Consider the following 26,483-nt stretch of genomic DNA (forward strand, 5'->3'; position numbering starts at 1 on the left):
TGGAGTCGGCACGGGCACAGGATCATCCGATCGCGGCTGAAGCCGCTCCTACAACAGCCCGGAACTCCGCACCGCGCACGGGTCGCCACAACGCGGCGTAACGGCAATGCCCGCCAAGAAAGCCTTTCAGACCGCCTGTTCGCCCGCCCCACCCACCGGCTGCCGCACCGGCAACACCACCCGGAACGTCGTGCCCGCCCCCAGCCGGCTGCTCACGTCGATCCGGCCGTTGTGCTTGGCCACGATGCTGTAACAGATCGCCAGGCCCAGCCCGGTGCCGCGGCCGATCGGCTTGGTCGTGTAGAACGGGTCGAAGATGCGCTGCAGCGATTCCTCGGCGATACCGCAACCGCTGTCGGACACGGTGATCCAGACCTCGTCGTCCTCGCAGCCGGTGGCCAGCACGATGGTGCCGCGCTCGGCGATGGCCTGCCCGGCGTTGATCAGCAGGTTCATCAGCACCTGGTTGATCTCCGACGGGTGGCACTCCACCAGCGGCAGCTCGCCGTAGTGCTTCTCCACGCGGACCTTGTACTTGAGGTCGTTCCAGACGATGTTGAGGGTCGACTCCAGCCCCTTCTGCAGGTCCGACGGCCGCATCGGCTCGTCGCGCCCGATCCGCGAAAAGTCCTTGAGGTCCTGCACGATCTTGGTGACCCGCTCGATGCCTTCGCGCGACTCCGCCAGCAGTTGCGGCAGGTCGCCGGCGATGAAGTCGAAGTCGAGGCGTTCGCGCAGTTGCGCCATCGCCTCGCGCGCGGCAGCGGGGTCGTCGCCGGCGAGCGCGCCGGCATAACCGTCGATCAGCGCCAGCAGCGCGCCGGTGTACTCCTGCAGCGTGCCGAGGTTGGAGTGGACGTAGCCGATCGGGTTGTTGATCTCGTGCGCGACGCCGGCGGCGAGCTGGCCGATCGAAGCCATCTTCTCGGACTGCAGCAACTGCTCCTGGGTGCCGGCCAGGCGGCGGTAGGTGCGTTGCAGTTCATCGTGGCGCTGCTGCAGCTCGCCTTCGCGCGCCGAACGCGCGGACACGTCGCTGAACGACGCCAGCCGACGGCCGACCTGTTCGCCGAGGCCGCAGAACAGCTTGATCTCCAGCACCAGCGGCGGCGCCTCGACCAGCACCTCGCCGGTCCAGCGCCCTGCTTCGCAGGCGATATCCCAGGCGCCGTCGGGAATCCGGGCCAGCAGCCGGTCGGGGTCGGCCCGGGCATCCAGGCGCAGGGCCAGCGCGCGGGCCGCGTCGTTGGCGTGGACGAGCCCACCCTCGCCATCGAGCAGCAGCACCGCGGTGTCGACCATCGTCAACGCCCAGAGCATCTGGGCGCTCCAGTCGTTCGCGGCGGCCGGTGTCTCGCGTTCGCTCATCCCACTCCGAGGCAGCGCACCTGCGGACGTGCGCCCGATTGCCCACCGGCATCGTACACGCCCGTCGACTCGACGCGGCCAAGGTGGCGCAGGGCCCAGTTCACCTCGCGGCGGCGACGCGCCAGCAGGATGCTGTTGGCACGGTTGAGCTCGCTCAGCGCGGTCACCCGGGCCGGGTCGTTGCCGCGCAAGGGCTGCGATTCGACCAGCCGCAGCGCGCGCAACTTGGCCTGGGTGGAGTCGAGCAGCGCGTCGACGTCTTGCGCCAGCAGCGCGCGGCGCTCGGCCTGCAGCGCCTGCTCCAGGGTGTCGAGCGGGTCGGCCGGGCTGCCCGGCATCGGCTGCGCGACCGCCGGGTTCATCGACCCAGCTCGCTCTCGAGCGCCAGCATGCGCGTGGCGATCTGCTGCGGGTCGATCCGGTAGCTGCCGTCGGCCAGCGCCGCGCGCACCTCGTTGACCCGCGCCACGTCGATGCCGGGGGCGCCGAGTTCGCGCTGCAGGGCCTGCAGGCCCTCGGCCTCGCCGGTCAGGCGGACGCTGTCGGACGCGGGCGCGGCGGCGACCGGCTGCGAACGGTCCTCGCCCGACCGCACTTGGGCGGCACCGGCCTGCGCCAGTTCGGCGGTACGGACGGCCGGCGGCGGTGCGCCGTCGATCTTGGTGGTCATGGAAGTGCTCCTGGTGGCTCGGTCGAACCCGGTAACGGCCCGCCGCCGGCGAACTTTAGCGGTTCCGTGAACCCGATCCCAACCCGCGCCAGACGCTTGTGCCTCAACGCATGACCTCCACCACGCCGTCGCCGACGACCCGCCCCCTGACGATCTGCCGCGACTGCGTGTTCTCCACCGAGATCGCCCCGCCCGGCGCCGCCCGGCCCAGCGCCCGCCCGGCCACCCGCACCTCGATGCCGCCGGCGCGCGAGACCAGCACGACCGGGTCGCCGCGCCGCAGCAGCCGCTCCCCGGCCACGTCCCCGCGGGTCGGGGCCGAGCCCGGCGCCAGGCTGCGGTGCGCGGTCTGGCCGACCAGCGCGGCCGGATCGGCGAAGCCGCTGCCGGTTCCGGCCATGTCGCGCCTGCGCACGGCGAGCATGTCGGCGGTGATGGTTTCGCCGGCCTGCACCGGCTCGGTCAGCACCACCACTTCCTCGATATCGCGCACCTGCACGGGCACATACAGATGCCAGCCGGGTTGGTCCGGGCAACGCACCTGCACCACCCGGGCACTGGTCGGCACCGCCTGCAGCGGGGCGTCGCAGGCCGCCATCCGCAGGTTCGGATCGACCGAGGCCTCGGCCTGCGACGGATCGACGCCGAGCGCGGCAACCGCCGCCGCACGGATCGCCGCGGGTGCGGTGATCGATGCCGGCGCGGCGTCCGCGGCGGTTGCCACGGAGGCGGCGAGCCCCCACAGCGCCACGATCAGCCAGGTTTTGGAGAACAACTGCCGCACGATGGATTCCGGAACGGACCTGCCCGGCTTCAAGCAAGACCCGTGCCGCCCGTGGCGACCGGACCTGCCCGATCGGGCTCAAGAACCGCGCAGGGCGGCCGACAACCTCGCCATGAGCCGCGACCTGCTGGACCGCATCGACCAACGTACCCGCCTGGCCGGCCACAACCGGCTGGCCCTGCTGCTGTTCCGCCTGGGCACGCGTCAGCTTTTTGGCGTGAACGTGTTCAAGGTGCAGGAGGTGATCCCGCGGCCGCCGCTGTTCACCCTGCCGCAGCTGCCCTCGGCGTTCGCCGGCGCCGCCGACGTGCGCGGCCGCACGGTGGCGGTGCTCGACCTGGCCCGCGCGATCGGCCACGCCCACGACGGCGCCGCGCCCGGCTACCTGGTGGTGACCGAGTTCAACCGTACCGTGCAGGGCTTCCTGGTGTCGGGGGTCGAGCGCATCGTCAACATCGCGGTCGAGGACATCCAGCCGCCGCCCGACCTCGGCGGCGAAGGCCACTACCTCACCGGCGTCACCCGCCACCAGGGCGAGCTGATCCAGCTGGTCGACGTGGAGAGCGTGCTGGCCGAATCGGCCCCGCGCGCCAGCGACGCCGCCGGCATCACCCCGCTCGCGCAGACCGCCGGGGTGCCGCACGAGGTGCTGGTGGTGGACGACTCCCGCGTTGCCCGCAACCAGATCCGCCAGGTCCTCGAGCAGCTCGGCCTGGGCGCCACCCTGCTCTCGGACGGCCGCCAGGCGCTGGAGCACCTGCAGCAGATGGCCGACAGCGGCCGATCGCCGTGCGACCGCTATGCGATGGTGATCTCCGACATCGAGATGCCGGCGATGGACGGCTACACCCTGACGACGGAAATCCGTCGCAGTCCCGCCTTGCGCGGCCTCTACGTGCTGCTGCACACCTCGCTGTCGGGCGTGTTCAACCACGCGATGGTCGAGCGCGTGGGCGCCGACGACTTCGTGCCCAAGTACTCCGAGCACGAGCTGGCGCAACGCATCGCGGTGCGGATGACGGCGCTGCAGCGCGCCGCGTAGGGCCGGCCGGGGGCGCGATCCTCCACGTCGTGGCACGGCGCTTGCCTGATCCCGGGTGAACCAGACCCGGAGGGCACCCATGCCTTCACTCGATTCATCGTTCCTCGGCATCCACGGCACCGCGCTGGCCCTGCGTGAGCAGCGCCTGCAGTTGCTCGCGGGGAATATCGCCAATGCCGACACCCCCGGCTTCAAGGCCCAGGACCTGGACTTCCAGTCCGCGCTGAATGCCGCGCTGAGTCCGGTCGGCCCCGGTGACGCGATCGACAACGCGGTCGCGATGGCGCAGTACGCGCCCGCCGCCAGCCAGCCCAGCCTCGACGGCAACACGGTCGACGGCGAGCGCGCCAAGGCCGCCTTCGCCCAGGCCTCGCTGGAATACCGCGCCTCGCTGTCGTTCGTCGAGGCCAAGGTGCGCGGGATGCTGACCGCGATCACCGGGCAATAGGGGCGCGGACGATGAGCAACCTCCCGATCTTCGACGTCGCCGGCTCGGCGATGAATGCCCAGTCGGTGCGCCTGAGCACCGTCGCCAGCAACCTGGCCAACGCCGACACCGTCTCCGGCAACCCCGACGCGGTGTACCAGGCCAAGCTGCCGGTATTCAACGCCGCCCCCGTGGCCGGCGATCCCGGCCTTTCGGGCGTGCGCGTCACCGAAGTGGTCGACAGCACCGCCGCCCCGCTCAAGCGCTACGAACCCGGCCACCCGCTGGCCGATGGCGACGGCTATGTCTACGCCCCCGACATCGACCCGGTCGCGCAGATGGTCGACCTGATCTCCGCCTCGCGCAGCTACCAGGCCAACGTGGAGGTGTTCAACACCGCCAAGGAACTGGCGACCGCGACCCTGAACATGGGCAGGTAGCCCGTGACTGACGAGACCTCCAGATGACCGCGATCGGCGCTACCGGCAACGACAACCCCTATGGCGCTCTGGGTCTGGCCAAGCCGACCCAGGAGCGGGACACCACGCTCGGACAGGCCGATTTCCTTCGCCTGATGACCGAGCAGCTCAAGAACCAGGACCCACTCAAGCCGCTCGACAACAACCAGTTCCTTGGCCAGCTCGCGCAGTTCTCCACGGTGCAGGGCATCGAGGACATGCAGGGCGCAATGGGCTCGATGGCCAGCGTGATGGAATCCGACCAGACCCTGCGCGCGGCCAGCCTGGTCGGGCGCGAGGCGCTGGTCGAGGCCGACACCGTGGAGCTGGCGGCGGGCGCTGCGGTCAACGGTGAAGTCGCCGCCACCGGCGCCGGCCCGATCCGGATCGACATCCTCGACAGTGCCGGCGCCATCGTCCGCACCACTTCGGTCGAGGCCGACGGCGCCGGCAGCGTGCCGTGGCAGTGGGATGGCCGCGACAACAACGGCGAGCCCATCGCGGCCGGCGAGTACAGCATCCGCGCCAGCAGTGGCCTCGGCGAGGACGCTGAAGCGCTCGCTGTCGGCGTCGCCGCACACATCGACAGCGTGTCGATCGAACCCACCGGTCTCGTCCTCAACCTCTCCGGCCTGGGCAGCCACCCGCTGTCCGCCATCCGTCGCGTCGGCTGACCGCCGCCTCGTCCACCAGCATCCGAACAGGGAGCACGCATCATGAGTTTCCGCATCTCGCTCAGTGGCATGAACGCGGCCACCGCCGACCTCAACGTCACCTCCAACAACATCGCCAACGCCAACACCACCGGCTTCAAGCAGTCGCGCGCCGAGTTCTCCGACGTCTTCCCGGTGTCGGCCTACGGCCTGTCGCGCAACGCCATCGGCGCCGGCGTGAAGCTGGCGCAGGTCGCGCAGCAGTTCGACCAGGGCAACGTCGAGTTCAGCGGCAAGGCGCTCGACCTGGCGCTGAGCGGGCAGGGCTTCTTCACCCTGTCCAACGGCGGCGCCACGGTGTATTCGCGCGCCGGTAATTTCGGCGCCGACAGCGACGGCTACGTGGTCAATCCGAGCGGCCACCGCCTGCAGGTGTTTCCGCCGAACGCAGCCGGCACCGGCTTCGACACCGGCCGCCTGACCGACCTGCAGCTGGCCACCGGCGACGCCCCGCCGCAGGCCACCGCCGAGGTGGACATCGGCACCAACCTGCCGGCGAACGCCACCGTGCCGGCGGTGGCACCGTTCGACGCCACCGACCCGACCACCTACAACCACACCACCTCGCTGACGGTGTACGACTCGCTGGGCGCGTCGCACACCCAGACCCTGCACTTCGTGAAGACCGCCAACCCGAACGAGTGGCAGGTGCACGCGTCCATCGACGGCACCGCGGTCGGCGGCCCGACCACGCTGCAGTACTCCGACGTCGGCGCGCTGCAGACCCCCAACCCCGGCACCATCGCCCTGCCCGGCCACGACCCCGGCAACGGCGCGGCGCCAATGGCGATCGAGCTCGACCTGGCCGACTCCACCCAGTACGGCAACGACTTCGGCGTCTCGGCGCTGGTGCAGGACGGCCACGCCACCGGCCGCCTGACCGGCATCGAAGTCTCCTCGGCCGGCATCGTCAACGCCCGCTACACCAATGGCGTCTCCACCCCGCTGGGCCAGGTCGCGCTGACCAACTTCGCCAACCCGCAGGGGCTGCAGCCGCTGGGCGACAACGGCTGGGCGGAAACCGCCGAATCCGGCGACGCCCGCCTCGGCTCGGCCGGCTCGTCCGAGTTCGGCCTGGTCCAGGGCGGCGCGCTGGAAGCCTCCAACGTCGACCTGACCGCACAGCTGGTCAACATGATCACCGCGCAGCGCAACTTCCAGGCCAACGCGCAGATGATCTCGACCCAGGACCAGGTCACCCAGACGGTGATCAACATCCGCTGAGGCGGGAGGTAACCGGCCGTGATCGACAGAGCCCTCTACGTCGCAATGACCGGCGCCAGCGCCACGCTGAAGGCGCAGGCGTCGGTGTCGCACAACCTCGCCAACGCGAACACGGTCGGCTTCCAGGCCACGCTCAGCGGCACCGTCGCCGCGCCGGTGCAGGGCGAGGGCTTCGACTCGCGCGTGGCCGCCAGCCACCGCACGCTCGGCGTCAGCTCGGCGCCGGGCGCCATAAACGCGACCGGCAACGCCACCGACATCGCCCTGCACCAGGACCGCTGGCTCGCGGTGCAGGCGCCCGACGGCGGCGTCGCCTACACCCGCGCCGGCAACCTGCAACTGACCGCCAATGGCCTGCTGACCACGTCTTCGGGCCTGCCGGTGCTCGACCAGGGCGGCGCCCCGGTCGCAGTGCCGCCCAATGAGTCGATGCTGATCGGCGGCGACGGCACGATCTCGGTCGTCCCGCTGGGCCAGCCGCCGTCGACGCTGGCCGAAGCCGGGCGCCTGCAGGTGGTCGAAGCACGCACCGACCAGCTGGTGCGCGGCGACGACGGCCTGATGCGGATGCCGCCCGGTGCCGACCCGGCTCCGCCCGCCGCCGGCAATGTCCTGACCTCCGGCGCGCTGGAGTGCAGCAATGTCGACAACACCTCGATGCTGGTCTCGATGATCCAGCTCTCGCGCCAGTTCGAGATGCAGGTACGGGTCTTGCAGAGCGGTGACGAGAGCGCGCAGGCAAGCAACTCGCTGCTGTCCTCGCGCTGATTTCTTGACTGACCGGACCGCCGGTCGGCACCACCGGAACAAAGAGGTAACCCGCCATGACCCAGGCTCTGTGGATCGCCAAGACCGGCCTCGACGCGCAACAAACGCGCATGGCGGTCATCTCCAACAATCTCGCCAATACCAACACCACCGGCTTCAAGCGCGACCGCGCCAGCTTCGAGGACCTGCTGTACCAGACCGTCCGCCAGCCCGGCGGCGCGTCCAGCGAGCAGACCCAGCTGCCGTCCGGCCTGTCGACCGGTACCGGCGTGCGCGTGGCCGCGACCGCCAAGCAGTTCACCCAGGGCAACCTGTCGCAGACCGGCAACGCGCTGGACGTGGCGATCAACGGCCGCGGCTTCTTCGAGGTGCTGATGCCCGACGGCAGCCCGGCCTATACCCGCGACGGCAGCTTCCAGATCAATGCCAACGGCGAGCTGGTGACCAACTCCGGCTACCCGGTGCAGCCCGGCCTGCAGTTCCCCGAAGGTGCGCAGAGCGTGACCATCGCCGCCGACGGCACCGTCAGCGTCCAGGTCGCCGGCGAGGCCGAGGCGGTGCAGGTCGGCGCGCTGACCCTGGCCGACTTCGTCAATCCCGCCGGCCTGCAGGCCAAGGGCGGCAACCTGTTCGTCGAGACCGGCGCCAGCGGCCCGGCCCAGGTCGGCGGCCCCGGCACCGGCGGCATCGGCCTGCTCGCGCAGGGCTCGCTGGAGTCCTCCAACGTCAACACGGTGGAGGAACTGGTGTCGATGATCGAGACCCAGCGCGCCTACGAGACCAACGCCAAGGCGATCTCCACGGTCGACCAGATGCTCGGCTTCCTCAACCAGAACCTGTGACCATGAAGCGCCTCGTTGCCTCCATTGCCCTGCTCCTGCTCGCCGGCTGCGCCAGCCTCGTCGGCGACGTCCGCCCGTTCGAGCCGATCGCACCGGTCCCGGCCATCGACCCGGCCATAGCCGCCCAGGCCTACCCCGGGGCGGTGCCGGCGCCGGCCATGGGCGCCGCCCAGGCCGCCACCGGTTCGATCTACGCCAGCGCCGCCAGCAGTGCGGTCCAGGGCGGCGGGCGCACGATGAGCCTGTTCGAGGACAACAAGGCGCGCCAGGTCGGCGACCTGCTGACCATCGTGCTGGTCGAGAACACCTCCTCGACTTCGCGGGCGCAGACCTCGGTCACCAAGGACAGCGGCTTCAGCCTCGGCGCGCCGGTGATCGCCGGGGTGCCGGTGACCTACAAGGGCCAGTCGATCCTGCAGGCCGAGGTGGAGGCCGGGCGCGAGTTCGACGGCGCCGGCAACTCCACCCAGAGCAACCGGCTCGACGGCGAGATCACCGTGCAGGTGGTCCGCACGCTGGGCAACGGCAATCTCCTGGTCAGCGGCCAGAAGCAGATGCGCCTGAACCAGGGCGACGAACTCGTGCAGGTTCAAGGAATCGTGCGGGTGGCCGATATCGGTCCCGACAACCGCATCACCTCCGACCGCGTCGGCAATGCCCAGATCGTCTATGGCGGTCGCGGCACGCTGGCACGTTCCAACGCGATGGGCTGGCTCGGCCGGTTCTTCAACTCCGCCGCCTTCCCTTACTGACAGCACGCCGAGATCCCCTCCATGCGCCTGCTCATCGCCATCATCGTTTCGCTGGGACTGGCTCTCGCCAGCGCCCCGGCCTCGGCCGAACGGATCAAGGACCTCGCCCAGGTGGCCGGCGTCCGTGGCAACCCGCTGGTCGGCTACGGCCTCGTCGTCGGCCTCGACGGCAGCGGCGACCGCACCAGCCAGACGCCGTTCACGGTGCAGAGCCTGAAGACCATGCTCGACCAGCTCGGCGTCAGCATTCCGCCGGGGGTGAACCCGCAGCTCAAGAACGTCGCCGCGGTCGCGATCCACGCCGAGCTGCCGCCGCACGCCAAGCCCGGCCAGACCATCGACATCACAGTCAGCTCGATCGGCAACGCCGGCTCGCTGCGCGGCGGCAGCCTGCTGATGGCCCCGCTCAAGGGCGCCGACGGCCAGGTCTACGCGATCGCCCAGGGCAGCCTGATGGTCAGCGGCTTCGGCGCGTCCGGCCGCGACGGTTCGCGGATCTCGGTCAACGCGCCCAATTCCGGCACCATTCCGAACGGCGCGGTGGTCGAGCGTGCGGTGCCGGGTGCGGCGCCGGGCGGCAGCGTCACCCTCAACCTGCACGAGTTCGACTTCACCACCGCCGCCCGCATCGTCGCGGCGATCGACGCCGCGTTCGGTCCCGGTCGCGCGCACGCGGTCGACGGCGTCACCATCGAAGTCGCGCCGCCGACGGGCGACCGCATCGCGTTCCTGTCGCGGCTGGAAACCCTCGAGGTCAGCCCCGGCACCGCGCCGTCCAAGGTCATCGTCAATTCCCGCACCGGCACCGTGGTGATGGGTGGCGAAGTCACCGTGCTGCCGGCCGCGGTCGCCCACGGCTCGCTGACGGTGTCGATTGTCGAAAGCGCGCAGATCAGCCAGCCGGGTCCGTTCGCCAACGGCGCCACCGCAGTGGTGCCGGAGTCCTCGATTGAAATCACCGAGGACGGCAACCGCATGTTCGTGCTCGAAGGCGCCTCGCTGCAGGCGATCGTGCAGGCGGTGAATGCCGTCGGCGCCGCCCCGGGCGACATCGTCGCGATCCTCGAAGCGCTCAAGCGCGCCGGCGCCCTGCGCGCCGAACTCGAGGTGATCTGAGCCACGGCCATGCACCTGCAATCCGCCACCGCGATGCCGCTCAGCGCAGCCGAACCCTCCCGGGACCGGCTGCGTACGGCTGCGCGCGAGCTGGAAACCCAGTTCGCCCAGATGATGCTCAAGTCGATGCGCAGCGCGAGCTTCGGCGACCCGATGCTGGGCGACAACACCATGTACCGCGAGATGTACGACCAGCAGCTCGCGAAGGAAATGGCCAAGGGCGACGGGCTCGGCCTGGCGCCGATGATCGTGCGCCAGCTCGAGCGCAGCCAGGGCACGACCGGGACGGACGGCGACACCGGCGTCACCTTCGGCCCTCACGGCGGCCTGCCGCTGACCCGCAACCTGCCGATGGCGATGCCGCTGTCGGCCTCGTCCGCTACCGCGATGGCGCTGCCGTCGGGCTCCGCGGGACTCACCCTGGCGCCGACCCGCAGCGGCGTGTCGCTGGGCGCGGTCGCTCCGCTCGCGGCGCCGCTGCCCGAACCGACCGCCGTCGATGCGGCCTGCGACGCGGACGCGAAGCTCGACTGCAGCAGCCCCGAGGCGTTCGTGCGCTCGATCTGGCCGCACGCGCAGCGCACCGCGGCCGAGCTCGGCGTGCCGGCCAGGGCGCTGGTCGCCCAGGCCGCGCTGGAGACCGGCTGGGGCCGTCGACTGGTCGGCGGCGACGGCTCGCACAACCTGTTCGGCATCAAGGCAACCGGCTGGAACGGCGCGAAGGTGAACTCGGCCACCCACGAGTTCGTTGGCGGCGTGCGCCACAACCAGCGCGACGACTTCCGCGCCTACGGCTCGATCCACGAGAGCTTCGAGGACTACGCCCGGCTGATGCGCAACGAGCGCTACGCCGGCGCGCTCGCCGCCGGCGACGACCCGGCGCGCTTCGCCAGCGCACTGCAGCGCGCCGGCTACGCCACCGACCCGTCGTACGCGGCCAAGATCACCGCTATCACCAACGGTCCGACCCTGCAGCGCGCGCTCGCCGGGCTCGACGACCTCCACGGCCGCGCCTACGCCGCGCTGCCCGACACGACTCCGCGAGGCTGACCTTGGCCGACATGCTCTCCACCGGTAGCTCCGCCCTGCTCGCCTTCCAGCGCGCCCTCAACACCGTCGGCCACAACGTCGCCAACGCGACCACGCCCGGCTACAGCCGGCAGCGCGTGGAGATGGAAGCACGGGTGGGCCATAACCACGGTGCGGGCTACATCGGCGCCGGTGTCGACATCGCACGCCTGGAGCGCCTCGCCGACGGGCTGGTGTTCGGGCGGCAGGTCGACAGCAGCGGCGAGATGGGCCGGCTGGAGCAGCTGTCGGCGCTGTCGGGGCGGCTCGACAAGATCGTCTCCGATCCCAGCAGCGGCTTGGCCGGTCCGTGGTCGGAGTTCTTCGCCGCCGCCGAGGGCGTGACCGCCGAGCCGACGTCCTCGTCGGCGCGCAACGAACTGCTTGCCAGCGCCAACCAGCTGGCCTCGCGCTGGAGCGCGATGGACCGCCAGGTGGCCCAGCTCGACGAGGAGGTGGACGCCCGGCTGCAGACCCAGGTCGCCGCCGCCAACCAGCTCGCCGGCGAAATCGCGAACCTCAACCGCGACATCGCCGCGGCCGGCAGCAACGCCTCGCCCGACCTGCTGGATCAGCGCGCGCTGCGGATCGACCAGCTCGCCGGCCTGGTGGGCGCGGAGACCGTGCAGCAGGACGACGGCTCGCTCAACGTGTTCACCACTGGCGGTCAGCCGATGGTGCTCGGCAACCGCGCGATGACCTTGGGCACAGTACGCGATCCCTATCGCGCCGACCGCCTGCAGCTGTCGCTGGAAACCCCCGCCGGTACCGCCATGCGCCTGCCGGCCGACACCGTGTCGGGCGAGGTCGGCGGCCTCATCGAATTCCGCGAACGCGTGCTCGATCCGGCACGCGCGGAGCTGGGCCGCCTCGCCACCGGCTTCGCCGAGGCGTTCAACGCCACCCAGCGCGCCGGCGTCGACTACAACGGCGCGGTCGGCACCGACCTGTTCTCGCTGCCGCCGCCCCGCATCGACCGCCACCAGGGCAACAGCGGCACCGCCACCCTGGACGCCAGCATCGGCGACCTCGGCGCGCTGAAGGGCAACGACCTGGTCCTGCGTTTCGACGCGGGCAGCTGGAGCGCCACCCGCGCCGACACCGGCGAGACGGTACCCATGACCGGCACCGGCACCGCCGCCGACCCGCTGCGCGTGGACGGCGTGGAACTGGTGGTCGGCGGCACCCCTGCGCCGGGCGACCGCTTCTCGCTGCGCCCCACCTCCGGCGTCGCCGGCGGCATGGAGGTGCTGATCGACGACCCTTCGGCGATCGCCGCCGCCGCGCCACTGGAATCCACCGCCGCGGCCGGCAACATCGGCAACGCCACCGCCGGCGCCAGCCGCATCACCGACCCCGCCGCGTTCGCGGCGTTCTCCGGGGCCACCATCGAGTTCATCGATGCCGGCACCTACACCATCAACGGCGGCGACCCGATCGCCTGGACGCCCGGCACGCCGATCACCGGCGACGGCTGGTCGCTGGACCTGCAGGGCACCCCCGGCGCCGGCGATGCGTTCAATCTGACGCGCACCCCGCCGCGTTCGTCCGACAACGGCAACGCGCGCGACATGGCGGCACTGGACGAGCGCGACCTCCTCACCGGCGGCACCGTCGACCTCACCGCGGGCCTGTCGAAGTTCACCGGCACCACCGGCAGCGCCGCGCGCCAGGCCGAGCTGACCCTGGAGGCGCAGACGGCCATCCACTCGCAGGTCATCGCCGAGCGCGAGTCGCTGTCGGGCGTCAACCTCGACGAGGAGGCGACCAACCTGCTCCGCTACCAGCAGGCCTACCAGGCCGCGGCGCAGGTGATAGCCACCGCCGACACCCTGTTCCAGTCCCTGCTCGGCGCGGTGCGCCGCTAACGCCCGGAGCGACCGATGAGAATCTCCACCGCCAGCATGTTCAACCAGGGCCTGCAGAGCATGATGCAGCGGCAGTCCGAGCTGGCGCGCACGCAGGAGCAGATGAGCACCGGCCGGCGCTTCACCCATGCCGCGCAGGACCCTTCCGCCGCCGCGGCCGTGCAGGGCCTCGACCACGCCCTGGCGTCGCTGGAGCAGTTCGAAAGCAATGCCGGGCATCTGGAGCGCCGCCTAGGCCTGCAGGAAAACGCCCTGTCGGACGCCGGCGACCAGCTGATCCGCGCCCGCGAACTGATCATCCGTGCCAACACCCCGACGCTGTCGGGCGAGGACCGCAAGCTCATCTCGATCGAACTGCGGCAGTTGCGCGCGGAGATGATCACCATCGGCAACCGCGGCGACGGCGCGGGCCGCGCCCTGTTCGCCGGCACCCGCGACGGCGTGGTGCCGTTCGCCGACAACGGCGGCGTGGTGACGTACGCCGGCAACAGCGGCAGCAACGAGGTCGAAGTGGCGCCGGGCCTCAGCCTGGACGACACCGACCCGGGCAACGCGCTGTTCATGCAGGTGCCCACCGGCGACGGCATCGTCCGCGGCTCGGTCGGCGCCGCCAACACCGGCAGCGGCGTGCTGGCCTCCGCCAGCGTGACCGACCACGGGGCGTGGAACGGCGACGGCATCACCGTCGAATTCACCGCGCCCGGCAGCTACCGGGTGCTCGACGCCGGCGGTACCGAGATCGGCACCGGCACCTGGGAAGAAGGCCAGACCATCAGCGCCGGCGGCGTCCAGCTCCAGATCAACGGCACGCCTGCCGCCGGCGACAGCTTCGGCGTGCAGCGCGCGGGCACGCGGGACATCTTCGGCACGCTCGATGCACTCGCCGATGCCCTGGAAGCGCCCGACGGCGGCCCCGCCGAGGCGGCACGCCGCACCAACGTGTTGACCATGGGCCTGGGCGACCTCGCCACCGCGCAGGAGCATCTGCTCGCCGCCCGCGCCAGCACCGGCGCACGACTGTCCGGCCTCGACAACGCCGCCGAAAGCCGCAGCGCCACCGGCCTGTCGCTGGAGACCACGCTGTCGGACCTGCGCGACATCGACTACGCCGAAGCGGCCACGCGCTTCGCCATGCAGCTCACCGCTCTGGAAGCCGCGCAGCAGGTGACGCTGCGCATGCAGGGCCTGTCGCTGTTCAACAAGCTGTAACCGCCCCCGTCTTCAGTTTCCGTCGCCTTGCCCGATAACGGGGCGAGGCGCTTTGCATGCCTGTTCGAGGCACTACCAGCCCCTGCGGCAAAAAGCAAAAAGTTTCGAAAACGGCCTAAAGCGTTCCTTGCCCCGGCCGTTATCCATTTCAGCAGCGGACAGGACCGGATCACGGCAAGCCCCTGCGACGCCAACCGGCGCGAAACGCCGGACTTCCGAATCCAGGAGACTTCAAAATGTCTGTCATCAACACCAACGTGATGTCGCTCAACGCGCAGCGCAACCTGAGCACCAACAGCGCGGACCTCGGCACCACCATCCAGCGCCTGTCCTCGGGCCTGCGCATCAACAGCGCCAAGGACGACGCCGCCGGCCTCGCCATCTCCGAGCGCTTCACCACCCAGATCCGCGGCATGGACCAGGCCGCCCGCAACGCCAACGACGGCATCTCGCTGGCGCAGACCGCCGAAGGCGCGCTGGGCGAGATCGGCAACAACCTGCAGCGCATCCGTGAGCTGGCCGTGCAGTCGCGCAACGCCACCAACTCCACCGACGACCGCGCCGCCCTGCAGAAGGAAGTCGACCAGCTGAAGGCCGAGATCGGCCGCGTGGCCGAGACCACCAACTTCAACGGCACCAAACTGCTCGACGGCACCTTCACTTCGCAGTCGTTCCAGGTCGGCGCCAACCAGGGCGAGACCATCGACATCGCTGCCATCGCCAATGCGAACACCGATTCGCTGGGCACCTGGACCTCGGTGACCACGAACGAAGCGACCGCCACCGGCTCCGCCCTGGCTGACAAGACCGCCGGCGCGACCTTTGCGGAAATCGGCGCGGGCGACCTGGTGATCAACGGCACCGACGTTCTGGTCGCCGAGTCCGCCGCCGACGCGACCGCCGCTGACCAGGCCACTGCCGTCCAGGCAGCCATCACGGCGGCCGGCATCACCGGCGTCACCGCCACGGTGAACGACGACGGCGACGGCATCGTGCTGACCTCGGCCGAGGACATCACGATCACGGCTACCGCCGCCGGTACGGCGTCGAGTGGTATCGCCGACGGTGACGTGGCTGTTGCCGAGGTGGCCGGTGAGGCCAAGACCGGCTTCGCCGACCTCGACATCTCCACCGTCGCCGGTGCCGACAACGCCATGCTCGCCATGGACGCCGCGCTGAAGTCGGTCAACGACGCCCGCGCCGACCTGGGTGCGGTGCAGAACCGCTTCTCCTCGGTCGTGACCAACCTGCAGACCGGCTCGGAGAACCTGTCGGCCGCTCGCAGCCGGATCATGGACGCCGACTACGCCAAGGAGACCGCCAACCTGTCGCGCACGCAGATCCTGCAGCAGGCCGGTACCGCCATGCTGGCGCAGGCCAACCAGTCGTCGCAGAGCGTGCTCAGCCTGCTGCGCTGATCACCGCAAACGGGAGATCCTCGTCTCTCCGGACCGGCCAGTGGCTTCGCCCTGGCCGGTTTTTTTTTGCCGCGCGATGAGATTTCCGCGCCGCCCCGACGCTAAAGCCACGGCGCCGGCGGCCGTTACCGGAAGCAACGCAAGGCGCGGCATTGCACGGTGTCAAAACCCCGGCGGAACGATTCTTGCCCCGGCTGTTTGAAGCATCGCAGTCCGAAGCATCCACGCCCACCCGTCCACCCGCCCCAGGAGGCAGCAGTGGCATCACTCTCCAGCCCAGGCGTCGGCTCCAACCTTCCGGTGAACACGATGGTGTCGCAGCTGGTCGCCGCCGAGCGCGCGCCCAGCGAGAACCGCTTCAACCGCATCGAGAGCACCACCCAGTCGCAGATCTCCGCGTTCGGCAAGATCAGCAGCGCGCTGTCCGGGCTGCAGGACGTGCTGGCCAAGCTCGAGGACGAGGGTGCGTCGCCGGGCCGCAAGGTCAAGGTGCCGGAAGACGCCGGCTTCAGCGCGACGGCGGGTGCCAGCGCCGCCCTGGGCAGCTATGGGGTGACGGTCGAAAGCCTGGCCAGCACCCACAAGCTGCAGTCCGCCGCGCTCGCCGCGGATGCGCAGCTGGGCCACGGCACGCTGACGATCACCGTCGGCGACGGCGATCCGGTCGACGTCACCGTCGCCGAAGGGGACGGTTCGCTGGCCGCGATCCGCGACGCCATCAACGACCAGGCGGGCGAACTGGGCGTCAGCGCCACGATCGTGCACGGCGACGACGGCGACGTGCTGGTGCTGGCCTCCACCGACACCGGCAGCGAAGGCCGCATGCAGATCACCGCCAGTGGCGGCGACGGCGGGCTGTCCGCGCTGGCCACCACCGGCGGCACCATGGTCGTGGCCGATCCCGGCAACGACGCGGTGGTGGTGGTCGACGGCATCACCCGCACCAGCAGCAGCAACCGCATCGACGACCTGATCGACGGGGTCACCCTCGACCTGACCAAAGCCAAGCCCGGCGAGTCGTTCAACCTCGAGCTGACCTCCGACCCGAGCACGCTCAAGGCCAGCCTGCTCAGCTTCGTCAGCGCCTACAACACCGCGCTGTCGCAGTTGCGCACGCAGAGCGCCGCCGGCAGCGAGGATGCGCCCGGCGCGGCGCTCAGTGGCGACGCCGCGCCGCGCGGCATCACCCAGTCGCTGCGCGGCTTCGTCAGCCAGGGCTACGCCGAACTGGCCGCGCTCGGCTTCGAGACCAAGGTCGATGGCTCGCTCAGCCTCGACGGCGAAACCTTCGACAAGCTGGTCGCCGAAGACCCCCAGGCCGTGCAGCGCCTGCTCGGCGACGAGGGCTCGCTGCGCAAGCCGCTGGCCGGTGCGCTGAAGTCCTGGCTCGGCGACGACGGCATGATCAGCGGCCGCACCGAGGCGCTGGAAACGCGCATGGACCGCCTCGAAAGCGACCGCCTCGCGCTCGACCGCCGGATGGAAAAGGTCGAGGCCAATTACCTGCGCCAGTTCACCGCGCTCGACACCATGGTCGCGCAGATGAGCTCGGTCAGCTCCTTCCTTACCCAGCAGCTCGCCCGGCTGCCGACCTACTCGCAGAGTTGATGACATGCACAGCGCCCGCGCCTTCGCCAACCAGTACCGCCAGACCAGCGCCAGCAGCGCCATCCTCGATGCCAGCCCGCACCAGCTGGTGAGCCTGATGCTCGGCGGCGCGCGCGAACGCGTGCAGCTGGCGATCGCCTGCCTGCAGCGCGGCGATGTCGCCCGCAAGGCACACGCGATCACTTCCGCCAGCGGCATCATCGGCGGCCTCAACAGCACGCTCGACATGAAGGCCGGCGGCGAGATCGCCGAGGGCCTGCATGCGCTGTACGACTATTTCCAGCGCCGCCTGCTGGAGGCCAACAGCAACAACGACCCCGCGCCGCTGGCCGAGGTCGACGAGCTGCTCGGCGACATCGAGCAGGCCTGGCGCGCGATCGATCCCGAGGCGACCGGCCCGGGGGGCGGGACCCGATGATCCCGGTGCTGCCGATCCGCGCCGTGCGGCAGGCGCTCGACGCCGGCGAGTGGGACCGCGCGTCGGCCCTGCTGGCCGAGCACGAACGCGCGGTCCGCGACGCGGTGGCGGCCGAACCGCCCGATGCCCGCAGTCGGACCCATTGGCTGGCGCTGCTTCAGGCCCAGCGCGAACTGATGGAGCAACTGCAGACCGCCCGCAGCCACGCCGGCTCGGCGCTGCAGCGCCTGCGCCAGAGCCATCGCGGCGCGGCCGCGTACAAGGGCGCCCAGGGATGAACGCCGAGACCGCCCGCGCCCAGGTGTTCGGCGACTCGCTCGCCTGCGACGAGGTGCGGCCGGCGGCGTTCCTTCCCGGCGCGTTGTCGCCCGCCGCGCTGCGCACCGCCTGCCTGCGCGGCGAGAACCTGCTGCGCTCGCTGGCCGTGGTCGAGGACAGCCGCGGCGAGGACGACGGCGAGCACGGTTCCCATGACCTCGTCCTGCACCGCATCGAGGCCAAGCTCGACCTGCTGACCGCGCTGGTGGCCAGCAAGCTGGGCGAGCACTTCGACCCGATGCGGCCGCTGCGCTGGTCGGCCTTGGGCGCCTGCCTGGAAGTCGACGACGCCGTGGCCCCGGGGACCGCCGGCGCGCTCCGGGTGCAACCGTCCGACTGGCTGCCGGAGGCATTGCTGCTGCCGGCGACGGTGCTGGCCAGCGTCGAACAGGACGACGGCCGGCAGCTGTGGCTGCGTTTCGGCCCGCTCACCCCCGCGCTGGAATCAGCCCTCGCCCGCCACCTGTTCCGCGTGCACCGCCGGGCGATCGCCGAAAGCCGGCGGGTGCGCTGACCGCGCGCGCCGGGCTCGGGAAACGGAGGAAAGGGGGGGCCGGCCGACGCTAGGACTTGGCGCCCCGACTCGATGCCGATCACGGCGGCCCGTGTTGGTAGGAGCGACGTGAATCGCGATCCACTGACAACGGGTTCCGGGTGACCTCCGAGCGCCAACGACCGATCATCGCGCGATCGGGATTTGCGACCATCGCGGCGCTGCCATTTGCCAGTGGGTCGCGACTCACGTCGCTCCTACATCCGGGCGACTACCGATGTCCGGCCAAGGCTCACGCATCTCGCCTGTGCAACCCCGCCGCGCTCGGCTAAGGTTGACGCAGCGCACATCGCGACGGAGACGCCACTCAACGTGCGGGTACTGATCTGCGACGACCACACCCTGATCCGGGCGGGACTGCGCCGGCTGGTGGAGTCCTTCGACGGCATCGAGGTGGTGGCCGAGGCCGCCAGCGCCGACGAGGCGGTGATCCGCGCGAGCCAGTCACTGCCCGACGTGGTCCTGCTGGACCTGTCGATGCCGCGCCGCAGCGGCTTCGACGCGCTCGACGAGCTGCGCCGTACCTGCCCCGAAGCCGCGGTGGTCATCATGTCGATGCACGACGACGCCATCCACGTGCGCGAGGCGCTGACCCGCGGCGCGGTCGGCTTCGTGGTCAAGGAGGCCGCGCCGGCCGAACTGGAGATCGCCCTGCGCGCGGCGGCGGCGGGCCGCACGTTCCTCAGCCCGCAGGTGTCGGCGCCGCAACTGTCTGCTGGCCGGCCGCAGCGCGCCCAGGGCGTGCATGCGCTGCCACCGCGGCAGCGCGAGATCCTCGCCGCGATCGGCGCCGGCCGCAGCACCAAGCAGATCGCCGCCGACCTGGGCATCAGCATCAAGACGGTCGAGACCCACCGCGCGCGCCTGATGGATGCGCTCGGCTGCCGCAGCGGGGTGGAACTGTTGCGCACCGCGATGCGTCTGCGCGGCGAGCTGTAACCGCCGCCCCGGCACCCGCGCCAAAGCGCGCGGCCAACCGGACATCCGTCCCAATACCCGCATTTCGCTTTGCCGCCGTAGCGTGACCCCGATGCCGGAAAACCGGCGATCGTGTGGGGGATTCCCCTACCTGCGTCATGTCCTGCCCGACACGTGAGGGGATTCTCCCGATGCGGCCGCCGTCGCCGCTCCTGCAGGATTTATGCCCGGCCGCCATGCAGGCGGAGGGGAAATGAACGTGAAGACCAGCGTCCGCACCCAGCTTGCGCAGAGCGTCAACCTCACGCCGCAACTGCTGCAATCCATCCGGCTGCTGCAGCTGACCGCGCCGCAGCTGGAGATGGAGCTGCGCCAAGCCCTCGACCGCAACCCGATGCTGGAGCCCGACGAGGCCGACGAAATCGGCGAGACCGACGCCGAGGGCGCCGACACGGAGACCGCGCTCGAAGCCGCTGCCTGGGACGAACTGCCCGAACCGGCGTACCTGTCCGGCGGCGGGATCACCGGGGGCGACGACGACGCCTGCGCGCGCATCGCCGCCGGCGAGTCCAGCGACTGGCGCGTGCGCCTGCTGCAGGAGCTGTCGTTCGACCTCGACGCCGCCGACCTGCGGCTGGCCCAGTGGTGGCTGGACCATTGCGACGAACTCGGCTTCCTCGAGCAGCCGCTGGACGAACTCACCGCCGCGGGTGCCGCCACATTCGACATCCCCGCCGCCACCCTTGAAGCCGCGCGCCAGCGCCTGCTGCACGGCGACTGGACCGGCGTCGCCGCTTCCACCGCCGCCGAATGCCTGCTCGCCCAGCTGGCCCGGACACCGGAAGCAGCCGAACGCGCCCTCGCCGAGCGCATCCTGCTCGAACGCATCGACGCCCTCGCCGCGCACGACCACGCCGCATTGGCCGCCGCCCTGCAGGTGACCGTCGAACAGGTCGCCGCCGCCACCGCGCTGATCCTGTCGCTGCGCCCCTCGGCCATCGAGGAGCCGGCCGCGAGCGACGACGGCCACATCATTCCCGACGTCAGCGTGCGCTTCCTCGGCGGCCAGTGGCGGGTCGCACTCAGCGGCCGCGCCGCGCCGCGCATCCGCATCGCCGCCCATTGCGAACAGGCCCTGGCCCATGCGCCGGGCGACCAGTCCGTGCTGCGCGGCCTGCTGGAGGAAGCCCGCTGGCTGGTGCGCGGCATCGCCATGCGCAACGACACCCTGCTGCGCACGGTGCAGGTGCTGGTCGAGCGCCAGCGCGAATTCCTCGAACGCGGCGAGGAGGCGATCGCCCCGCTGACCCTGCGCGAGGTCGCCGACGCGATCGGCATGCACGAGTCCACCGTCTCGCGCATCACCAGCGGCAAGTACATCCAGACCCCGCGCGGCACCTTCGAGCTCAAGCGCCTGTTCGCGGTGCGGCTGGAAGGCGCCAGCGTGTCCGGCGCGGCCGTCAAGGCGATGGTCAAGCGCCTGATCGACGCCGAGCCGCCGCAGTCGCCGCTGGCCGACGACGTCATCGCCGGGCTGCTCGCCCGCCGCGGCGTGCGCATCGCCCGCCGCACGGTGGCAAAGTACCGTGACCAACTCTCGATCCCCTCCGCGCGCCAGCGCTGCAGGCCCGCGGCCGCGGCCTGATCCAGGAAAACGACATGCGCACCCTCCGACTCCTGCTGGTCGACGACCACGAAGGTTTCATCAACGCCGCCATGCGCCACCTGCGCCGGCTCGACTGGCTGGAACTGGTCGGCTCGGCCGGCAACGGCATCGAGGCGATCGCCCAGTGCGAAGCGCTGCGGCCCGACGCGGTGCTGATGGACCTGGCCATGCCGGAGATGGGCGGGCTGCAGGCCACCCGCCTGATCAAGGCGCAGGACAATCCGCCGTACATCGTGATCGCCAGCCACTTCGACGACACCGAGCACCGCGAGCACGCCATGCGTGCCGGCGCGGACGCGTTCGTCAGTAAGCTGTCCTACATCCACGACGTGGTGCCGCTGCTGGAAGCGCTGGCCGGCAACGGCATGGCGACCGCGGAGGCTGGCGCCGCCGATGAGTGAGTCGCGCATCCTCCTGATCGACCAGGACATGGACCGTGCCGAACACGTCGCCACGCTGCTGGAGTTCATGGATTTCACCCCGCGGATCGTCACCGAGGCCTCCGACGTCGACCTGAACAAGGCGCGCGGCAGCGACTGGGTCGCGATTGTCGTGGGCGATACCGGCGACGGCACCGACTGGCAGGACTTCGTCGACTGGCTCGGCCGGCAGCCGCTGCATCCGCCGCTGCTGGTCCTGCCCGGCCACGCCGCCGACGCGCCGTGGCGCACCGCGCTGCACCCGGAAACCCAGTGGCCGCTGGACTATCCGATCCGCCGCGTGCAGCTGCAGGAGGCGCTGCGCCGCGCCAGCCTCAAGCGCATCGACGAAGACGAGCGCCGCGAGCAGTCCGCCGGCGGCCCCACCGGCCGCAGCCCGGCGACGCTGGAGCTGTCGCGGATGATCGACCAGGTCGCGCCGTTCGACACCACCGTGCTGATCCTCGGCGAGTCCGGCACCGGCAAGGAGGTCGCCGCCCGCGCGATCCACCAGCGCTCCAAGCGCGCCAGCAAGCCGTTCGTGGCGATCAACTGCGGCGCGATCCCGCCGGACCTGCTGGAGAGCGAGCTGTTCGGCCACGAGAAGGGCGCCTTCACCGGCGCGCTGACCCAGCGCAAGGGCCGCTTCGAGATGGCCGAGGGCGGCACCCTGCTGCTCGACGAGATCGGCGACATGCCGCTGGCGATGCAGGTCAAGCTGCTGCGCGTGCTGCAGGAGCGCACCTTCGAGCGCGTCGGCGGCACCAGCGTGATCCACTGCGACGTGCGCGTGGTCGCCGCGACCCACCGCAACCTCGAGGCGCACATCCACGAGGGCAAGTTCCGCGAGGACCTGTTCTACCGGCTCAACGTGTTCCCGATCGAGATGCCGCCGCTGCGCGAGCGCGTCGCCGACCTGCCGGACCTGATCGGTGCCATCACCCGCCAGCTGGCCGAGAGCGGCCGCGGCCAGGTCGCCCTGAGCGGCGGCGCAGTGGCCGCGCTGGGCCACTACGACTGGCCCGGCAACGTGCGCGAGCTGAGCAACCTGCTCGAGCGCCTCGCCGTGCTGCACCCGGCGGGCACCGTGCGCGCCGCCGACCTGCCGGCGCGCTACCGGGCCGCCATGCCCGAGCCGCCGCTGGAGGACGAGCTGCCGGCCGCCCCGTCGATGCTCGACGCCCGCCCGCTCGACGGCAGCACCCTGCATCCCGGCACCCTGTCGCCCACCACCACCCTGCCGGCCGAAGGCCTGGACCTGCGCAGCCACATCGCCGAGATCGAGCTGGAACTGATCCGCGCCGCCCTGCAGCAGGCCGACGGCGTGGTTGCCCACGCCGCCCCGCTGCTCGGCCTGCGCCGCACCACGCTGGTGGAGAAGCTGCGCAAGTACGGCATCGAGCGGGAATAGGGTCCCGGGGCGCACCCCCTGCTTCTGCAGGAGCGACGTGAGTCGCGACCCACTGACCGCCCGCTCCGCGGTCGATCAACGCGTCGCTCCGGCAATGCGACTTCCGGGATCGCGCGATCACGGAACGTTGCCGCCCGCATTTTCCACCATCGGCCATTGGTCAGTGGGTCGCGACTTACGTCGCTCCTACCGCGGTGACAGGTTTTCGCAGGCGCCGGCAACGGCAGCACGTCGCGGGCGCCGGCCCCCTGCGCCGGAATCCCGTCGCCGTCGTGGCACGCGCCTTGCCTACACCGGGGCATACCCGCTGAACGCGCAAGCCACGCCCCATGACCGACGCGATTTCATCGATCCTGTCCCAGATCCGCGCCCACGAGATGCGGGCGCGCGGGCCCCTGGCCGATGCGCCGGCCGGCAACGCGATCAATCCGCAGGGCCTGCGGCCGGACGGGATCGGGCGCGCCGGTGAAGCGGGGGCGCCGGGCTTCGGCCAGACCCTCAACAACGCGCTCGACAACGTCAGCCGCGTCCAGCGCGAGTCCGGCGAGCTGCAGAAGGCGTTCGAAATGGGCGACCCGCGTGCCGACCTGGCGCGGGTGATGGTCGCGATGCAGCAGTCCTCGGTCGCCTTCAAGGCCACTGCCGAGGTGCGCAACCGGCTCGTCCAGGCCTACCAGGACGTCATGAACATGCCGATCTGACGCACGGCCCCGCCCACCGACACATCCCGGTCCCCGCGCCCGCGGGGATGACGAGCCGAGACACCCCGCATGAGCGTCATCACCCTGCCCAAGAACGCCGCCAGCAACCTGAAGGACCTCGGTCCGCTGCAGGACATCCCGGTGGTGCGCCAGATCGGCCTGTTCGCGCTGGTCGCCGCGGCGATCGCGCTGGGCCTGTGGCTGTTCTTCTGGACCCAGAAGCCCAACTACGTGCCGGTGTTCGCCGGGCTGGACGCCAAGGCCACCGCCGAGGCCTCCGACCTGCTGCGCACCGCGCAGATCCCGTTCCAGATCGATTCGGGCAGCGGCGCGCTGTCGGTCGAGTCCGACCAGGTCGGCAAGGCGCGGCTGGCGCTGGCCGCGGCCGGGCTGCCGGCGGCGGAGGGCGGTGGTTTCGAGATGCTGCAGGGTGACCAGGGCTTCGGCACCAGCCAGTTCGTCGAGAACGCGCGCTACCAGCACGCGCTGGAGACAGAGCTGGCGCGCACCATCGCCAACCTGCGCCCGGTGCGCGAGGCGCGCGTGCACCTGGCCCTGCCCAAGCCCAGCGCGTTCACCCGGCAGAAGGAGCCGGCCAGCGCCTCGGTGGTGCTGCACCTGCGCAGCGGCAGCGTGCTCGAGCCCGGCCAGGTCGCCGCGATCGAGCACCTGGTCGCCTCCAGCGTGCCGCAGATGCCGGTCGAGAACGTCACCGTGGTCGACCAGTTCGGCCGCATGCTGTCCAACGACAATCCCGACAGCGAGTCGGCGCAGACCGCGCAGCGCTTCGAGCAGCAGCGCCGCGCCGAGGCGGTCTACGTGCAGCGCATCCAGGAGCTGCTGGAGCCGCTGGCCGGCCCGGGCCGGGTCAGCGCGCAGGTCAGCATCGACATGAGCTTCGCCGAGACCGAGCAGGCCAGCGAAACCTACGGTCCCGACGCGGCGATGATCCGCAGCGAGCAGATCTCCGAGTCCGGCGACCTCGCCGCGCTGCAGGGGCCGCAGGGCGTGCCTGGCGCGGCCAGCAACAACCCCGACACCGCCGCGGCCGCGGCCGCAGCGGCCACGCCGCCCGCCGCGAACGGCAGCGGCACCGGCGCGCGCACCGCGGTGCGCAACTACGAGATCGACCGCACCCTGACCCACACCCGCCAGGCGCCGGGGCAGATCACCCGCGTCACCGCCGCGGTGCTGGTCGACAACGTTCCGCAGACCGACGCCGAGGGCAAGACCACCTACCGCGCGCTCACCGACGACGAACTGACGCGCATCCAGACCCTGGTGCAGCAGGCGGTCGGTTTCAACCAGCAGCGCGGCGACGTGGTGTCGGTGGTGAACGCCCCGTTCGCGCGCGGCGCCACCGGCGAGGAACCCGAGGCTCCGCCGTTCTGGCAGCACCCGCGCGCGCAGGAGCTGCTGCGCATCGCCCTGGGGGGCCTGGCCGTGCTGGTGCTGATCTTCACCGTGCTGCGCCCGGCGTTCCGCCAGCTGCTCGCGCCCAAGGTGCCCGAGCCGGTCGTCGCGACCCTGCTGCCGGAGGAGGAGGAAGTGCCGGTGACGCTGTCGGCGCCGGCGCCCAAGCCCAAGCGCGACCCGCAGGTCACCGCGCAGGCGGCGATGGATTTCGACGAGAAGCTGCAGGTCGCCAAGACCGCGGTCAGCAACGACCCCAAGCGGGTCGCCAACGTGATGCGCAACTGGGTGGAAAACGATGGCTGAGCCGACCGCCAACGGCCGCAAGCTCGACGTGCTGAGCGGCACCCAGCGTGCCGCGGTGGTGCTGCTCTCGCTCGGCGAGGCGCAGGCGGCCGAAGTGCTCAAGCACATGAGCGCCAAGGAAGTGCAGAAGCTCGGCCTGGCGATGACCTCGGTCGGCGGCATCTCGCACGAGTCCGTCCAGCAGGTGTTCGACGACTTCGTCGACGTGCTGGCCCAGCCCGGCGCGCTCGGCTCGGCCGACGACTACATCCGCGCGGTGCTCACCCAGGCCCTGGGCGAGGAACGCGCGAGCAGCCTGATCGACCGCATCCTCGCCGGCCGCAACACCTCCGGCCTGGACACGCTGAAGTGGATGGAGCCGCGCGCGATCGCCGATCTGGTGCGCAACGAGCACCCGCAGATCATCGCCATCGTGCTGTCCCACCTCGACCCCGACCAGGCCGCCGACGTCATCAAGGTGCTGCCCGAGCGCGTGCGCCCGGACGTGCTGATCCGCATCGCCACCCTGGACGGCATCCCGCCCAACGCGCTCAACGAGCTCAACGACGTGATGGCGCGGCAGTTCTCCGGCAGCCAGAACATCAAGTCGTCCACGGTCGGCGGCATCAAGGTCGCGGCCAACATCCTCAATTTCATGGACTCCGGACAGGACGAGACCATCCTCGGCACCATCGGCGAGATCGACGACGTGCTCGGCGGCAGGATCCGCGACCTGATGTTCGTGTTCGACAACCTCGCCGAACTCGAGGACCGCGCGATCCAGACCGTGCTGCGCGACGTGCCGTCCGACAAGCTCGCCGTCGCCCTGCGCGGCGCCGACCCGCGCGTGCGAGAGAAGATCACCACCAACATGTCGCAGCGCGCGGCCGAGATCCTGGTCGAGGACATGGAGGCCCGCGGCCCGGTGCGGCTGGCCGAAGTGGAGGCCGCGCAGAAGGAGATCCTCGCCATCGTCCGCAAGATGGCCGATGACGGCACCATCCAGCTGGCCGCCAAGGCCGAGGCGTTCGTATGACCGACGCCGC

28 protein-coding genes are annotated in these 26,483 nt (G+C 71.0%); 24 read left to right on the forward strand and 4 right to left on the reverse strand.

Features of this window, described 5'->3' with window-relative positions:
- Positions 1–126 precede the first annotated feature (126 nt).
- The 4 genes from U8331_RS11790 to flgA form a co-directional block, all read right to left on the reverse strand.
- The gene (locus tag U8331_RS11790) at positions 127–1,368 is read right to left on the reverse strand and encodes an ATP-binding protein (RefSeq protein ID WP_481131224.1); all 1,242 of its coding nucleotides are present in this window, start codon (positions 1,366–1,368) and stop codon (positions 127–129) included.
- Positions 1,365–1,706, reverse strand: coding sequence for a flagellar protein FlgN (locus U8331_RS11795; protein ID WP_481132967.1), 342 nt, complete (start codon positions 1,704–1,706; stop codon positions 1,365–1,367). The genes U8331_RS11790 and U8331_RS11795 overlap by 4 nt, the downstream gene beginning before the upstream one ends.
- A 20-nt stretch (positions 1,707–1,726) precedes the next feature.
- Positions 1,727–2,038, reverse strand: a complete 312-nt coding sequence (flgM, locus tag U8331_RS11800) for a flagellar biosynthesis anti-sigma factor FlgM (protein ID WP_481131225.1) — start codon at positions 2,036–2,038, stop codon at positions 1,727–1,729.
- A 103-nt stretch (positions 2,039–2,141) separates the two neighbouring features.
- Positions 2,142–2,822 carry a flagellar basal body P-ring formation chaperone FlgA gene (gene flgA, locus U8331_RS11805; RefSeq protein WP_481131226.1) on the reverse strand — a complete coding sequence of 227 codons (681 nt, stop codon included), beginning with the start codon at positions 2,820–2,822 and terminating at the stop codon, positions 2,142–2,144.
- Between the two features lie 112 nt (positions 2,823–2,934).
- On the opposite strand from flgA, the gene U8331_RS11810 reads away from it, so the two are divergent.
- From U8331_RS11810 to fliG, 24 genes are all read left to right on the forward strand, one after another.
- Entirely contained in the window at positions 2,935–3,864 is a 930-nt protein-coding gene (locus U8331_RS11810; RefSeq protein WP_481131227.1) for a chemotaxis protein, read from the forward strand.
- Between the two features lie 79 nt (positions 3,865–3,943).
- Positions 3,944–4,312: a flagellar basal body protein gene (locus U8331_RS11815; protein ID WP_481131228.1), complete on the forward strand. Its 369-nt coding sequence runs from the start codon at positions 3,944–3,946 to the stop codon at positions 4,310–4,312.
- Between the two features lie 11 nt (positions 4,313–4,323).
- Entirely contained in the window at positions 4,324–4,731 is a 408-nt protein-coding gene (gene flgC / locus U8331_RS11820) for a flagellar basal body rod protein FlgC (RefSeq protein WP_481131229.1), read from the forward strand.
- A gap of 23 nt (positions 4,732–4,754) precedes the next feature.
- A complete protein-coding gene (locus U8331_RS11825; RefSeq protein WP_481131230.1) occupies positions 4,755–5,423 on the forward strand; it encodes a flagellar hook assembly protein FlgD in 669 nt (222 codons plus the stop codon).
- A 42-nt stretch (positions 5,424–5,465) separates the two neighbouring features.
- Complete coding sequence (gene flgE / locus U8331_RS11830; RefSeq protein ID WP_481131231.1) at positions 5,466–6,686, forward strand: flagellar hook protein FlgE; 1,221 nt, start codon at positions 5,466–5,468, stop codon at positions 6,684–6,686.
- A gap of 21 nt (positions 6,687–6,707) precedes the next feature.
- Positions 6,708–7,454: a flagellar basal body rod protein FlgF gene (locus U8331_RS11835; protein ID WP_481132968.1), complete on the forward strand. Its 747-nt coding sequence runs from the start codon at positions 6,708–6,710 to the stop codon at positions 7,452–7,454.
- 56 nt (positions 7,455–7,510) lie between these two features.
- On the forward strand, positions 7,511–8,296 hold the full coding sequence (gene flgG / locus U8331_RS11840) for a flagellar basal-body rod protein FlgG (protein WP_481131232.1): 786 nt from the start codon (positions 7,511–7,513) through the stop codon (positions 8,294–8,296).
- Between the two features lie 2 nt (positions 8,297–8,298).
- Positions 8,299–9,048: a flagellar basal body L-ring protein FlgH gene (locus U8331_RS11845; protein WP_481131233.1), complete on the forward strand. Its 750-nt coding sequence runs from the start codon at positions 8,299–8,301 to the stop codon at positions 9,046–9,048.
- 21 nt (positions 9,049–9,069) lie between these two features.
- The gene (locus U8331_RS11850) at positions 9,070–10,164 is read left to right on the forward strand and encodes a flagellar basal body P-ring protein FlgI (protein WP_481131234.1); all 1,095 of its coding nucleotides are present in this window, start codon (positions 9,070–9,072) and stop codon (positions 10,162–10,164) included.
- A 9-nt stretch (positions 10,165–10,173) separates the two neighbouring features.
- Positions 10,174–11,214, forward strand: coding sequence for a flagellar assembly peptidoglycan hydrolase FlgJ (gene flgJ, locus U8331_RS11855; RefSeq protein WP_481131235.1), 1,041 nt, complete (start codon positions 10,174–10,176; stop codon positions 11,212–11,214).
- An 11-nt stretch (positions 11,215–11,225) separates the two neighbouring features.
- Positions 11,226–13,100, forward strand: coding sequence for a flagellar hook-associated protein FlgK (gene flgK, locus U8331_RS11860; RefSeq protein ID WP_481132969.1), 1,875 nt, complete (start codon positions 11,226–11,228; stop codon positions 13,098–13,100).
- Between the two features lie 15 nt (positions 13,101–13,115).
- Positions 13,116–14,309, forward strand: coding sequence for a flagellar hook-associated protein FlgL (flgL, locus tag U8331_RS11865; protein ID WP_481131236.1), 1,194 nt, complete (start codon positions 13,116–13,118; stop codon positions 14,307–14,309).
- Positions 14,310–14,545: 236 nt separating this feature from the next.
- Positions 14,546–15,727 carry a flagellin gene (locus U8331_RS11870; protein ID WP_481131237.1) on the forward strand — a complete coding sequence of 394 codons (1,182 nt, stop codon included), beginning with the start codon at positions 14,546–14,548 and terminating at the stop codon, positions 15,725–15,727.
- Positions 15,728–15,985: 258 nt separating this feature from the next.
- Complete coding sequence (gene fliD / locus U8331_RS11875; protein ID WP_481131238.1) at positions 15,986–17,335, forward strand: flagellar filament capping protein FliD; 1,350 nt, start codon at positions 15,986–15,988, stop codon at positions 17,333–17,335.
- Between the two features lie 4 nt (positions 17,336–17,339).
- Positions 17,340–17,753 (forward strand): flagellar export chaperone FliS, encoded by a 414-nt coding sequence (gene fliS, locus U8331_RS11880; protein ID WP_481131239.1) that lies wholly within the window; start codon positions 17,340–17,342, stop codon positions 17,751–17,753.
- A complete protein-coding gene (gene fliT, locus U8331_RS11885) occupies positions 17,750–18,031 on the forward strand; it encodes a flagellar protein FliT (RefSeq protein WP_481131240.1) in 282 nt (93 codons plus the stop codon). The genes fliS and fliT overlap by 4 nt, the downstream gene beginning before the upstream one ends.
- A complete protein-coding gene (locus tag U8331_RS11890; protein ID WP_481131241.1) occupies positions 18,028–18,585 on the forward strand; it encodes a PilZ domain-containing protein in 558 nt (185 codons plus the stop codon). Before fliT ends, U8331_RS11890 begins: the two co-directional genes overlap by 4 nt.
- Positions 18,586–18,936: 351 nt before the next feature.
- Positions 18,937–19,563: a response regulator gene (locus U8331_RS11895; protein ID WP_481131242.1), complete on the forward strand. Its 627-nt coding sequence runs from the start codon at positions 18,937–18,939 to the stop codon at positions 19,561–19,563.
- Positions 19,564–19,801: 238 nt separating this feature from the next.
- Positions 19,802–21,187 (forward strand): RNA polymerase factor sigma-54, encoded by a 1,386-nt coding sequence (gene rpoN / locus U8331_RS11900; protein WP_481132970.1) that lies wholly within the window; start codon positions 19,802–19,804, stop codon positions 21,185–21,187.
- 14 nt (positions 21,188–21,201) lie between these two features.
- The gene (locus U8331_RS11905; protein WP_481131243.1) at positions 21,202–21,609 is read left to right on the forward strand and encodes a response regulator; all 408 of its coding nucleotides are present in this window, start codon (positions 21,202–21,204) and stop codon (positions 21,607–21,609) included.
- Entirely contained in the window at positions 21,602–23,038 is a 1,437-nt protein-coding gene (locus U8331_RS11910) for a sigma-54 dependent transcriptional regulator (RefSeq protein ID WP_481131244.1), read from the forward strand. Before U8331_RS11905 ends, U8331_RS11910 begins: the two co-directional genes overlap by 8 nt.
- Positions 23,039–23,367: 329 nt before the next feature.
- Positions 23,368–23,739 carry a flagellar hook-basal body complex protein FliE gene (gene fliE, locus U8331_RS11915; RefSeq protein WP_481131245.1) on the forward strand — a complete coding sequence of 124 codons (372 nt, stop codon included), beginning with the start codon at positions 23,368–23,370 and terminating at the stop codon, positions 23,737–23,739.
- A gap of 69 nt (positions 23,740–23,808) precedes the next feature.
- The gene (gene fliF / locus U8331_RS11920) at positions 23,809–25,458 is read left to right on the forward strand and encodes a flagellar basal-body MS-ring/collar protein FliF (RefSeq protein WP_481131246.1); all 1,650 of its coding nucleotides are present in this window, start codon (positions 23,809–23,811) and stop codon (positions 25,456–25,458) included.
- Between the two features lie 31 nt (positions 25,459–25,489).
- The gene (gene fliG, locus U8331_RS11925) at positions 25,490–26,473 is read left to right on the forward strand and encodes a flagellar motor switch protein FliG (protein WP_481132971.1); all 984 of its coding nucleotides are present in this window, start codon (positions 25,490–25,492) and stop codon (positions 26,471–26,473) included.
- The last annotated feature ends 10 nt before the right edge of the window (positions 26,474–26,483 follow it).

This window comes from Lysobacter sp. CC-YZS074 (genome assembly GCF_056739745.1).

Coding starts and splice junctions, on each gene's coding strand:
- U8331_RS11790 (WP_481131224.1), bottom strand. CDS start 1,368: ATGAGCGAACGCGAGACACCGGCCGCCGCGAACGACTGGAGCGCCCAG.
- U8331_RS11795 (WP_481132967.1), bottom strand. CDS start 1,706: ATGCCGGGCAGCCCGGCCGACCCGCTCGACACCCTGGAGCAGGCGCTG.
- flgM (WP_481131225.1), bottom strand. CDS start 2,038: ATGACCACCAAGATCGACGGCGCACCGCCGCCGGCCGTCCGTACCGCC.
- U8331_RS11810 (WP_481131227.1), top strand. CDS start 2,935: ATGAGCCGCGACCTGCTGGACCGCATCGACCAACGTACCCGCCTGGCC.
- U8331_RS11815 (WP_481131228.1), top strand. CDS start 3,944: ATGCCTTCACTCGATTCATCGTTCCTCGGCATCCACGGCACCGCGCTG.
- flgC (WP_481131229.1), top strand. CDS start 4,324: ATGAGCAACCTCCCGATCTTCGACGTCGCCGGCTCGGCGATGAATGCC.
- U8331_RS11825 (WP_481131230.1), top strand. CDS start 4,755: ATGACCGCGATCGGCGCTACCGGCAACGACAACCCCTATGGCGCTCTG.
- flgE (WP_481131231.1), top strand. CDS start 5,466: ATGAGTTTCCGCATCTCGCTCAGTGGCATGAACGCGGCCACCGCCGAC.
- flgG (WP_481131232.1), top strand. CDS start 7,511: ATGACCCAGGCTCTGTGGATCGCCAAGACCGGCCTCGACGCGCAACAA.
- U8331_RS11845 (WP_481131233.1), top strand. CDS start 8,299: ATGAAGCGCCTCGTTGCCTCCATTGCCCTGCTCCTGCTCGCCGGCTGC.
- U8331_RS11850 (WP_481131234.1), top strand. CDS start 9,070: ATGCGCCTGCTCATCGCCATCATCGTTTCGCTGGGACTGGCTCTCGCC.
- flgJ (WP_481131235.1), top strand. CDS start 10,174: ATGCACCTGCAATCCGCCACCGCGATGCCGCTCAGCGCAGCCGAACCC.
- flgK (WP_481132969.1), top strand. CDS start 11,226: ATGCTCTCCACCGGTAGCTCCGCCCTGCTCGCCTTCCAGCGCGCCCTC.
- flgL (WP_481131236.1), top strand. CDS start 13,116: ATGAGAATCTCCACCGCCAGCATGTTCAACCAGGGCCTGCAGAGCATG.
- U8331_RS11870 (WP_481131237.1), top strand. CDS start 14,546: ATGTCTGTCATCAACACCAACGTGATGTCGCTCAACGCGCAGCGCAAC.
- fliS (WP_481131239.1), top strand. CDS start 17,340: ATGCACAGCGCCCGCGCCTTCGCCAACCAGTACCGCCAGACCAGCGCC.
- fliT (WP_481131240.1), top strand. CDS start 17,750: ATGATCCCGGTGCTGCCGATCCGCGCCGTGCGGCAGGCGCTCGACGCC.
- U8331_RS11890 (WP_481131241.1), top strand. CDS start 18,028: ATGAACGCCGAGACCGCCCGCGCCCAGGTGTTCGGCGACTCGCTCGCC.
- U8331_RS11905 (WP_481131243.1), top strand. CDS start 21,202: ATGCGCACCCTCCGACTCCTGCTGGTCGACGACCACGAAGGTTTCATC.
- U8331_RS11910 (WP_481131244.1), top strand. CDS start 21,602: ATGAGTGAGTCGCGCATCCTCCTGATCGACCAGGACATGGACCGTGCC.
- fliE (WP_481131245.1), top strand. CDS start 23,368: ATGACCGACGCGATTTCATCGATCCTGTCCCAGATCCGCGCCCACGAG.
- fliF (WP_481131246.1), top strand. CDS start 23,809: ATGAGCGTCATCACCCTGCCCAAGAACGCCGCCAGCAACCTGAAGGAC.